Annotated in this window: 6 protein-coding genes; all 6 read left to right on the top strand. The window is 63.7% G+C overall.

The window, feature by feature from the left end; all coding sequences use genetic code 11:
* Window positions 1-8 precede the first annotated feature (8 nt).
* The 6 genes from NKH93_RS03620 (at window position 9) to NKH93_RS03595 (ending at window position 11,261) form a co-directional block, all read left to right on the top strand.
* Entirely contained in the window at window positions 9-3,146 is a 3,138-nt protein-coding gene (locus NKH93_RS03620; RefSeq protein WP_352969173.1) for a hypothetical protein, read from the top strand.
* The gene (locus NKH93_RS03615; protein WP_352969171.1) at window positions 3,143-4,672 is read left to right on the top strand and encodes a trypsin-like serine peptidase; all 1,530 of its coding nucleotides are present in this window, start codon (window positions 3,143-3,145) and stop codon (window positions 4,670-4,672) included. Before NKH93_RS03620 ends, NKH93_RS03615 begins: the two co-directional genes overlap by 4 nt.
* 11 nt (window positions 4,673-4,683) lie before the next feature.
* Complete coding sequence (locus NKH93_RS03610; protein WP_352678424.1) at window positions 4,684-4,941, top strand: carboxypeptidase-like regulatory domain-containing protein; 258 nt, start codon at window positions 4,684-4,686, stop codon at window positions 4,939-4,941.
* 1 nt (window position 4,942) lies between these two features.
* A complete protein-coding gene (locus NKH93_RS03605) occupies window positions 4,943-5,917 on the top strand; it encodes a hypothetical protein (RefSeq protein WP_352772163.1) in 975 nt (324 codons plus the stop codon).
* Entirely contained in the window at window positions 5,914-6,855 is a 942-nt protein-coding gene (locus tag NKH93_RS03600) for a prenyltransferase/squalene oxidase repeat-containing protein (RefSeq protein WP_352969169.1), read from the top strand. The genes NKH93_RS03605 and NKH93_RS03600 overlap by 4 nt, the downstream gene beginning before the upstream one ends.
* A 68-nt stretch (window positions 6,856-6,923) precedes the next feature.
* Complete coding sequence (locus NKH93_RS03595; protein ID WP_352969167.1) at window positions 6,924-11,261, top strand: hypothetical protein; 4,338 nt, start codon at window positions 6,924-6,926, stop codon at window positions 11,259-11,261.
* Window positions 11,262-11,304 lie beyond the last annotated feature (43 nt).

The raw sequence follows: 11,304 nt of genomic DNA, 5'->3' as shown, positions 1-11,304 counted from the left end.
GCTGAGCCATGCTGATGATGGGAAGCAAGACGGTTACGGTCGAAGGCGTTACGGTATTCGCCGATCATGCCGACCCGGCGCAATTCTGGTACCTGCCGGCGCCGGTCGTTCTTGCCGAGCGCGAGGGCGTGCCGCAATTCACGCTCATCCGCTACCGGCCGGCGGTGGCGGGCGCGGGCGTAAAGGGTGGCGGCTTCCTCATGATGGAGGTCGAACTGCGTCTTGATCCGGAGGTGGAACGCAAGATCATCGGTGCGGTAGCGCGCTTCAGCAATGGCACGCCTCGGCTCACCCCTGTTCCCTTCGATGACGGCAAGGTGCAGGTAATCGCGCTCAATGTCCAGGGAAGCGGCGGCACCATGGCGACGCCGTCACCGGCCGGCGCCTTCGTGGCGGTGGAGGCAGTGCTCGGCGCAACCAAGCCATCGCTCGGCGGCAACAATACGGCGATCTTCAGCCTGACGCTCAGCGAGGAGGGGTCGACCATCCTCGACCAGGCATTCAGGCAGGGCGCCACGCCCGTCGGCGTCATCTACGACCTCAAATACACCGCGCTGCGGCCGGCGCTCGATGTCAAGATAACCGCGAATTTCAAGCGGATCTACGATCGCCTGAACTTCAGCGTCGACCTGACCGCCGGCGCCGTCATCTATGGCGTTCCCGTCTATCTCGAGGCGGGCATCGACATGGCTTTCGAGAAGCTGAAGCAGGACGGCGTCATCGACATTAAGGTCATCAATTTCTCCAGTGCCGCCGACCAGGACGACAAGGAGAAATGGGCGCTCGACTTCTTCAAGCAGAATCTGCTGCAGCAATGGTTCCAGCCGACACTGGCTCCCGTCACCTTCGATCGAAAGCCACCGGCTGGCGGCACGCCGCCGGCCGGTGGTGGCGGTGCAGTGCCTGCCAGCGGTGGTGCATCGCCACCCGCCGGAGGAGCGCCGGCTGGCGGCAGCGCGCCGTCCGGTGGGAGTTCGCCGCGTCCGGCCGGCGGCGAGATGGCAAGCGAGTCGACCGTCATGCCAATGCGCTATGAAACGCGCGAAGTGTGGGCCTATGCCTTTCTCGAAGCGGCCGGACGAGCCCCGGCGCAGTTCACCCGCACGATCGATCCGGAAACCCCGGGTTATGACGTGCAGATGACTCAGCGCGCCGACAGCGACGAGGTGACGCTGCTATTTCTCGGTGCAAGCGAGCCCCCCATCGTGTTCATCAACGGAACACAAGAAGCGCTGTCAGATGACCGGCAGGCGACGCTCACCCTCGCGGCGGGCGCCACCGTCCAGGTCGAAGCGACCTATCGTCCCACGCCCGGCGGCCAGCAGGAATTCCGGCTCTATTTCGATTTTGACAAACCGCGCGCGCAGGGCTGGTCCGTATCGCCGCCCTCGGCCGCCTATGGCGGCTACCTGGCCAACCGCACCACTCCGCTGGATTCGCGGTTTGAAACGAGTACGGGTCAGCCGGGCGTTGGCGGCGATGGCGCGCATGGCGCCGACGCCTTGCGCGGCTGGCTCGGGAATACGCTCGGTTCGCCAAGGCGCGTGACGGTCGAGAGCCATGCGAGCTACGAGGGCAATGATGGCGCGGCGAGCCTCAACCAGGATCTCACGCAGCGCCGCGCCGATGTCGCCGTGGGCATCATCGGCACCGATGCGCAAGTCACGTCGGTCACGCCCATGGGCTTCAGTGTGGCGCGGGCCGCCGGCCGATCCGGCAGTCCCGAGGATCGCTATGCGCTGGTGCGCGGCGCTTCAGCCGAAGGGCGGGCGGTGACAATTCGCGGAACGCTTTCGCGCGCGGCCGCTCCTTCGAATGGCGGCGCCACGCCGCCGGCCTCCGATGGCGGTGGTTCAGCACCTCCGGCTTCCGGCGGCGGCACAACGCCTCCAGCTTCGGGTGGCGGTTCAGCGCCTCCAGCCTCGGGTGGAGGGGGAACGGCGCCTCCAGCTTCAGGTGGCGCCACGCCGCCTCCGGCTTCGGGCGGCGCTGCCGCACCCAAGCCCGGCACCACGGCGCCGACGATCCCGCAGCAGCCGCCGCTCGGCGTGAAGCTCGCGTTCCGGCTCCAGAAGATCGAGCAGATCGAAGACAAGACCGTGACGCTGCAATACAATCGCCAATCGGCGGAACAGCGCAGCTTTGCGCCACAAGGATTGATCGGGCTGCTTGCCGACGATCTCGACGGACCGCCGCATTTCATAGAGGTCGATCTCGACAGCCCCTTCTTCCGGGAACTCGCTATTCAGATCGACGCGCCTTCCGTCTTCGATCCGATCGGTCTGATGAAGGCCGATGTCGCCATCGAATACGGCCGCGCAACGGACCCGGTCGGCATCAAGCACAAGGACATCAGCTTCAGGCCCGGCGGCGCGAACCAGGACAAGGCGTCGTTCTTCCTGAACCCGAAGTTCGACTTGAGCTACACGCTCTCATTGCAATATCACTTCAACCCGCTCTCTGGCTGGGATGGCGAGAAGCTTAGCTACGACCTGCCGCCGGTGTCGTCCTTAGACCGCACGCTGCTGGTCAATCCGTTCCGCGATTTTGGATTCCATGAAATTCGGATCGTGCCGGGGGACATCGATCCCGACATGGTCGATTCCACCGATGTGTTTCTGCACTACGAGCATCCCGGCCAGTGGTCGCGCGACACCATGATCACCGTCACGCCCGGCGATGTCCCCAAGAGTTGGAAGCTGCGTCTCAGCGATCCGGAGCAGCGCTGGTTCACCTATCGCTGGGTTCACCGCCTCAAGGATGGGAGCACGAAGGAAATCGCTCCCCTGCGGACCAACATTCCTCTGATCACGGTGAACGACCCGTTCGACGAGCCGCTGATTATCGAACTCTACCCAAATTACGATGCCTCCCAGATCCGCCTGGTCATTGTCGATTTGAGCTATCAGGAGAAAAACTCGACGAAGAAGCGCACGCAGCAGATCAAGTTCCAGCCAACCGAGGTGGACTCGCGGCGTATCCGCTTTGGCCGCACGGATCGCAGTCAGAACACCTACACGATGCAGATCACCGTTCTGGGCGTCGACAACTCGGTACGCCGGCTTCCACCTGTCAACCCTGCAACCACAACAGTGTTCTTGGGCGAATACATGGCCCAGGAGACATTACGAAGGAGAGTGCTATGAGCAGTGCAACAAGTGCTACCTTACAGGCCAAGGAAGCGAAGCCGGCGCGCGAAGGAAAGAGCTACGGCTATCAGAAGCCTGCCGAAGCAGCGGCGGCGCCCGTCGTAGTCGCAGTCTCCGCTGTCGAGACGCAGAAGCAGAAAGTGGTCTCCGCCTTCGACGATTTTCTTGACGCCTTGGCGGACCAGGTTTCGCCCGGCGGCACCGGTGGAACCACTCCGAGCAACGGCTCCACTCCCAACGCGCCGGGCACCGGGTCGGGCACAACATATCCCGCAGGCACCGGAGGAACGGGCACCGGAGGAGCGGGAAGCGGCAGCGGAACCGGAACGACGACGGGCGCGGGAACCGGAACGTCAGGGACCGGCGCGCCGAGCGGCGGCACGGGAACGACAGGAACCACAGCGCCTTCGACCGGGGGAGAAACTGCAGATAGCGAAGCGGCCAAGAAGGAAGCATTTGAGCGCAACGTCGCCGTGCAGAAGGAAGCCTATGTTCTTGATCGCTTCCGCGAATCCACCAAATTGAGAAGGAAGCAATCCGAGTCAGCTCCGTCTCCCGCCGCGACCCTCATAGCCGCGGTCAACATGCATCAGTCGGACTCCAATCGCGCGCCGCTGACGGAGTCGAAGGAGTTCAAGTCGTATTTCGGGGCCCAGGGCCGCTCGCAGGCGCCGACAATCGAGAAGATGGCGACGCCGCGCTCGGAGCGGCCGGAGACGGTTCCAGCCCCGGGCGTCGTCAACCTGAAGCCCATCGACGCCTACTGGGGCAGCTATGGCAACGCGATCGAGCGGGCGGCGGCGCGAGCGCAACTGGTCAGCACCAAGCTTTACGAGGTCATTCTTGGAAGCGACGACCGTGTGCGCGTCACCAACAACCAGCTTTACCCGTGGCGCTGCATCTGCTCGCTCCTGATTACAGCCAATACCGGGGCCCAATATGTCGGAACCGGCTGGTTGGTCGGGCCTCGGCTGCTGTTGACGGCGGGGCATTGCGTCTACATGTCGGACGAGGGTGGTTGGGTCAGCCAGATCGAAGTGGCTCCGGGCCGCGATGCCGACAACCGTCCGTTCGGCACGGTTGTCGCCACCGACATGCGCAGCGTGACCGGATGGACGCGTGACGGAAATTCCGATTTCGACTATGGTGCGATCATCCTGCCCACTGACAAACGCCTCGGCGATCAGCTTGGCTGGTTCGGCTATGCCAATCGGCCGGACGACTACCTGCGCAACGTCACGCTGAACCTGTCTGGATATCCGGGCGACGGCGGTCCGGCCCATGTCGACGGCACTCAATGGTTCCACAGCCGGACGGTGAAAGACGTCTTCGAAAAACAGCTCACCTATGAGATCGACACATATGGCGGACAGAGCGGCTCGCCGGTCTGGGAAATGACCAGCGAAGGCTATCGCTATGGCGTGGCGATCCACACTTTCGGAACCTCGGTCAACAATGGCGGCACCCGCATCACCGGCGAAGTTCACCAGAACATCCTGAACTGGTCCGGCGAGGCGGCCTAGGGGGGCGGGGCATGGCGAAGGGATCGATCATCGGCATGGTCCGGGATGAAAAGGGTGGGCCGGTCGCCGGTGCGACGGTTGCGATCACGCAAAGCTCGCAGCCCCATCGCGACATGGCCGCCATCACCTCCGGCGACGGCTCCTTTCGGCTGAACGGCCTGAGGGGGGGAAGCTATTCGCTGGAGGCCCGCCGCGGCAACGGGCTCGGCGGCGCCAGCGTGGAATTGGTCGAGGGCGGCCTAGCAACGGTGGAGATCGCGCTTGCCTAGCATGGCCGCCCGCCGCGCGAACGAGCAGGCCGCGCCGTCTACTCATTCGAGCATCGACGCGGCGATCAGGCATGTGCTCGCCTGCTATCGCGATGTTGCCCCCGACATGCCGGATGTGATCGCTGCGATTCTCGCTTCGCGGCTCTACGCCGAAGGTCCCGACGCCTTCGGCGGCAGCAAGCTGACGGGCGACGGCTTTCCCGTCGAGTTCGCCGTTTCGACGGCCGACGAGACGTTGCGCGTGACGGTGGAAGCCGGCGCGCGCAACCTGACGACCAGGCAGCGGCTCGAGCTTGCCATCAGCCTGATCGGATCGATCGACGCTAATGCCTTGGGGGAGGAAACGCTCGCGTTGGTCCGCAGTATTGTCCAGGCCGATTCACCGCCTGCCTACGGCGCATGGATCGGCCTCCGCTTCGGCGGCGGCGCGAGGCGGGCCAAGCTCTATGCGCAGATTGCTCCCAATGTCGATCCCGGCTTGCTGCCGCTTCGGCTTCCGCGCCTGCCCGACCGGCCCGCGATTCCTCGCATGATCGGCTGCTCGGCAAGGGGTATCGAACTTTACCTGAAGCTGCCATCGCTGTTGCCGGCGGAACTGGCGGCGGTTCTCGAGCCTGCCGGCTTTGCCAAAAGCGCCCGCGAGGTTCTGGACTTCATCGAGAACCTGTACAGCCATGAGATCCGCGGACGCCTGCCGGGTCCGTCGGTCGGGGTCAGCTTCGCGCAAGCGTCCGGCCAAGTTTGCGTGACCCTCTTTTTCTTCGCTCGTTCGCTCTGGGGGGCGGATTCGCGTATCCGTCGGCGCTTCGTTCAGGCAGCCGGCGTCGCATGGAGCGGTGCCCACAATTATCTTGAGGCCACCGCCCCCATAGCGGACCGGGAAAAATGGACGACGTTCCATGGTCTTGTCGGCATCACGCTTCGTACCGGTGCAGGCCCGAGCCTCTCAATCGGCTTTCGCCCGGTGTCGCCATGAATGGGAACGAATTCAGCGCGCTGGCAAGCTTGCAGCGTGCCGACGGCGCGTTCCCCTCGGTAATCGTCTCGCCAGACGGGCAGGCCGTCTCCGACTTCAATTGTTTCACGGCGGCGATCGTGCTGCGCAGGCTGCGCAACGCGCCACCGTCTCCAGAACGCGACAAGATCGTCGGCCGTGGTCTCGACTGGCTCACCGCTTGCCGTTCGGCTCGCCCGCCCAATGCTTTTTCGTTCTGGCCCGACGACGACAGGCCTGCCTGGGCAACGGGCGTGCCTGCTGATGTAGACGATACCGCGATCATCCTGTGCGAACTGCTGCGTCATGGGCGGATCGGCCGCGCAGCGACGCTGCGCATTGTCTGCGACGCCATTCTGCCCTGCCGGGTGAAAGCCGCCATGTTGCCCGTTCTGCCGCCATGGGTAGCGGAAGGCAGCTTCTTCACCTGGATCCCTCCCGAATCCTCACGCGCCGAGCCGGCGAAACCCTTCGCCAATATCGTCGACTGCTGCGTCAATGCCAACGTGGCGGCGCTGCTGGCGCTGCTCGGCACAAACTCGTTTCCGGGCCACGATGCGGCTATCCAGACAATCGTCGGCGGATTGCAGTGGGCGGGACAGGATCCAGCGCGGCTGTCGTCTCTCACGCCCTTCTATCCCTCTCTCATCTATCTGGCGGAAGCGGTCGACCATGCGGTCGAATGCGGTGTGACGAAACAGCTGGAGGCGCTTGCCCAATTGCGGCTGCTGGCCGCGGGAGCACCGGATGGTGCAGCCGGCATCTGTCGCAGCGCCTATAGTCGCACGGTCTGGCACGCACCGGCGGCTGACATTGCGCGTGCGATCTCGTCACAACATGTGTTGAGAGTCGGGTCAGGTCGAACCGAGAAAGATGGATTTCGAGAACCGGAGCGCAGCGCACATTCTCCGATCCTTTAGTTCTTACGCAGTTCCGGATGGAAAACCGCTGCGCACCTTTCACGGAATTGCCCTGGCAGGAGGCCGGAATGGCGCTCATCGACAGTGCAGATTGGGACCGGCCCGTTTCTTTTGACAGGGGACGCATCTTCCAGGGCTTTGGTGGCGGTCCGTTTCGGCTTGAGCCGGCTGGCGGCACGGTAGGCTCATCGAGCACCGGTGAGCTGGCCTTCAGGCTCGATCTCATTCGCAGCCTCAAGGAAAGCCAGTCGCGGGCAGTGCTGTCTTGCGGCATCGTTGCCGAATACGCTACCGACCCGGCTCTCGAGCGCGCTCGAGAAATCAATGCCGACGCATCCATCTCACCGGTCGTGCTGACCGATTGGATTTTCAGGTTCACCCCATCGCCGGTCTTGCAACCTTTCGCCAGCTTGCTTGAGCCGATTGCTCTCGTGTCGAACGGGCTGGGCAGCGCCCGACTTCTTATGGAACTCGACATCGGCGCGGGGCAAATGCTGGAGGCCATGCTGCAGACCCGTGACAGTCTCCCCGCCATCGCCGAAGCCCAGACCATGGGCGTGTCGCCGCGCGTGCCGGTGGTGGTGCGTTTCAGCGGATCCCGGTTGCTGGAGGAGCTACTCGTCCTGGCGGATGCGACCGGTGCCGTGCCGCGATCGCTGATTGCCGACCATTTCAGCCGCGACCTCGCGGCTCTGCCCATTGGTATCGACGGCATCGTCGACGCCGGCATGGCGAAGAGTTTCGCCGAAACCATGACGGACCGAATCATCGCGCGTTTCGGGCACTTCATTCCCGCCCGGTTGCTCGGGGATTCTCCCGTCATCCGCTTGGAGCGGCAACCCGGAGACGTCGATCTCGTCTGGTCGTTGTCGCAGCCTTTCCTTGCCGCGCGGCGCATGCTGCTGCCCGTCGACCTGCTGTCGGCGGCGCAGGAGCAGGCCGAGCGTCTCGGCATCGGCTCGGTCGTTATTCGTCGCGACATGAGCACGCTACCGCCGGTCGGCCAGTCGCGTGTTTCGGTGTTATTCAACCTGCCGGCATCGCGTACCGGGGTAGAAGCGCTCGGCATCACGATGGTGTTTGCACCACGCCCGCCCTTGCGGCCGCAGCCGCGGATCGTGACGGCCGAACTCGGCGGCACAAGCGATATCGTCGACATCGATGTCATGCTGTCGCCCGGTGAGCCCCTCGTCTATCGCTTTTCGACTTTCGCGGTGTTGAAGGACGAGAACGGTGTCACCCAGGTCGACGGGCCGGAAACGCAGGCGAGCGGAAGTCCGCTGCGCCTCGGCCCGGATATGTTTCCTTTTGAACTGACGCGGGTCGAGGCAACGCCGGCCCTCATTCAACTGGCCATCGTCAGCGGCCTCTGCACCTACACGGCCGGGGGAAAAGAGCATACGACGCCGTTCGTGCTCGACAGCGGACGGCTTTCCACCGCCATAGCCATCCCGCGCGGGTGCGACGCGGTCCGCATCGAAGCCGTTGCAACCGCGCGGGACGGCTCCGGTACGCTTCGCCTCAATACGGTGGACGGCACTGACGCGCGGTTCGATCTCGCATCCTTTCCCTCCTATGGCCCAACTCAGGTCCAGATCACCTGCATCTTCGACGATGACGCGCAGATCCGGGCGCTCAGCGTGCTGCCGATCGGACTCGACGATATCCCCGACAACGTCACGACGTTGGCCTTCACGCCGGCGGAACCGACGAGGACTTTCCGGTGGTTCGCATCCACGCCGTTCACGGCGGGTCTGCGTTATCGCGGCTCCGCCGCCATGGGATCGCTCTGGTCGGTCTCGCCCGCCGATAAACCATTGGCCGTCAAAAGCTCGCGGTTAAAGCGCCAAGAGCGGGCACGCCCGGTGGCAGCGCGCGCGGCGCAGCCAGTCCGCGAAGTGCTGCCAAAGAACCTGGATCGCCGCAGAGAGTCGTCTCCGGCCGGCCTTGAAGACGCGGTCGTGGCGGTTGGGCGCAGCCCGCAAGAAGAGCCGACCGATCAGCTTGTCTACACGCTCCTCTCCGACGACAGCCGCAAACTGTATGTTCCGGTCTATCGGCTCGGCACCGACAATGTCGAGGGCGGGCAGCGCTTTCAGATTGCGCTTTCGCAGCAGCACGCTACCTCGACTCTGACGGTCGGCCTCGAGGCTTTCCCGGCTGCTTCGGTCTTGGCGCAGGCGCCCGACTCCACGGAATATCAGCACAGAGTGCTGATCGAGCTAAGCTTCCTGATGGCACCGCCGTCCGGCGCGCGTAAGACGCTGGAGTTCACCGATGTCACTCGCGAGAGCGATCACATCTGGGCCAAATTGACCTTTGCCACGCTGATGGAGCGTGACGAGGTTTATCGCGCGCTGACCGAGCAGGAGCGAGCCGCCCGCCTTACTATTCGTCGCGTGATTGACGTGGAAATTCCCGATCCTCCGCCAAGGCCGCATGGGGGAGGCGGGTCCGGCACGGGCAATGGCAGGCCGCTCGGCCCCTTCCTGCCGAAGAAAATTTCGGTCGTGTGGCCGCCGAACAAGATCCTGACATTCGAACCGGACAGCATACGCGACAAGATAATTACGGCAAATGCCACCTCGAAAACGAGCCTCGCCACCCTGCAGCGGGGCATCGTGGCGAATTTGATGATTGCCGCGCATGAGGCGGGCTTCGTGAAGGCGGCCATTCCGTCCGTCCGGCTCGCCATCGGTACGCTTGTGCGGCAACCGCCGATTCCCATCGTGGATGCGCTGCCGATACCGCGGCTGTCCATCCTCGGTGTCGAGGACCAGTCGGACGGTTCGACTATTACCCTCGCAATCGACAATTGGGCGGACTATTCCGACGATTTCTTCGCCCCGTCGCCTGACCTCCCGCCGGGTGGCGTGAATGCCTCGGCTTCGCGAACCTGGATCGATGTCGTCGATGCCGACAGCGGCAAGCGTCTCCACGGCTTCTGCGACCTCGATTCTGCGCGCCAGCTTTCCGCGCTCATTGTTCCCATTCCCGCTGGCACCGATGCGCCATCGGCCTTGCGCGTATCGCTCACCGACAGGCGCTCGAACATCGAGCGGCAGTCCGAGCCTGTCGCAACCGTCGACTTGCGTCGATCGCAACGGACATACACGGCCGTGCGGCGTGAGCTGGAACAGACGATTACGCCCGAGCCGTTTTGCTTCTCGCCCGCCCTGCACGGTTATATCTTTCAGGGAGTCGCGGCGTCCGCGGGAGGCGCAAGCCAGTTGATCCGCCATGCGCTTGCCTGGAAAGACAATTTCTACACCTATCTCCAGGACGCTTCACGCCGGTCGATCATCTATATCTTTCCCGACCGTTACAAGATTGCGCGGCGACGCGATCCGCCCTTCACGCCCTTCGCCACCGTTCGTGTCACCTCAAAGCCCGATGGATCGGACACGACGATGATCCTTGACTATGTCGTCGCGCCGTTCATCGATCCCAAGCGGCTAAAGGATGCACGCGACCAGCTTCTGGCCCTTCCACAGTTCGGCGCGTCGAGCATCGACTTCCAGCCTTTGCCGACCAGCGATATACGCTTCTTCGTTGACCGGCCGACGCAATCGGGTTCGGTTCACGAACAGCGGCCGGATATCGCGACAGTGCTGCACGGCGCGCTGAAAGACACGCTGTCCATGCCGTTGCCCGACTTCCGCCTTCTGTTCGATGCGATGCATCAGACCACCGCCGCTCTGTTCATCGGCAAGGTCGAGGTGGATGTCCCAAACGGGCGCACGGAGATCATTCCGTTCGAGGCCAGATTCGACGATCTCGAGGGCGACATCTTTTCCTATATCGCCATCGCCGAGGCCGGAACGCTGCGTGTCGTGCTGACCAATGCTATCGAGAGCCCGGTCGATATCCAAACCCTCGACGCGGCGATCGGCACGGGCGGCGAGGCGATCCCGGCTTCGATCGCACCGGGTGCGTTGCCGAAGCAAAATGTGGCGCCGGGGGAAGCGGTTGAACTGTTTGTCACGTCATCGGCGCCCTTCGCGCTGGCGCCGGACATAGCCTTCGATCTCAGCGGCGTGCGCGTGAATGTGGATCCGGAGGCGGTGTGGAATCACATCTTCGACGGTAGTTCCGTCGACTATTTCCGACTGGTCACGGCTAAGGCCGTTGCTGGCTTGTTCGAACCGATCGCCGGACGTGAGAGCGAGCGCATCGTCGCGATCCTCGTGGAATTCGAGGCAGGCGGCACGGCTGAATTGAACGCCGATACGCTCGCTGCCCAGGTGCGGATTGATTATCCGATCACCGCCATTATCTTGAACCGGCCCGTTGCCGCCGGCTACCGCTATTCGGTAACGGTCATCCGCGCCAATGGCCGTCAGGATCAGGACCCGCAACCAAGGACAGGCACAGGCGCAACCTTCTTCGTCAATGTCCAGCCGTGACCTGACTGGAACTGCGCACGGACCGGTCGGCGCAAGGGTCCCC

This window comes from Mesorhizobium sp. M0954, assembly GCF_040319155.1.
Taxonomy (GTDB): Bacteria; Pseudomonadota; Alphaproteobacteria; order Rhizobiales; family Rhizobiaceae; genus Mesorhizobium.
The sequence above is the reverse complement of the archived record's forward strand: the minus strand, read 5'-3'. Positions and strand labels throughout refer to the sequence as shown.

Excerpts from the sequence above, each read along its gene's own strand:
- NKH93_RS03600 (WP_352969169.1), top strand. The coding sequence starts at position 5,914 with ATGAATGGGAACGAATTCAGCGCGCTGGCAAGCTTGCAGCGTGCCGAC.
- NKH93_RS03610 (WP_352678424.1), top strand. The coding sequence starts at position 4,684 with ATGGCGAAGGGATCGATCATCGGCATGGTCCGGGATGAAAAGGGTGGG.
- NKH93_RS03605 (WP_352772163.1), top strand. The coding sequence starts at position 4,943 with ATGGCCGCCCGCCGCGCGAACGAGCAGGCCGCGCCGTCTACTCATTCG.
- NKH93_RS03615 (WP_352969171.1), top strand. The coding sequence starts at position 3,143 with ATGAGCAGTGCAACAAGTGCTACCTTACAGGCCAAGGAAGCGAAGCCG.
- NKH93_RS03620 (WP_352969173.1), top strand. The coding sequence starts at position 9 with ATGCTGATGATGGGAAGCAAGACGGTTACGGTCGAAGGCGTTACGGTA.
- NKH93_RS03595 (WP_352969167.1), top strand. The coding sequence starts at position 6,924 with ATGGCGCTCATCGACAGTGCAGATTGGGACCGGCCCGTTTCTTTTGAC.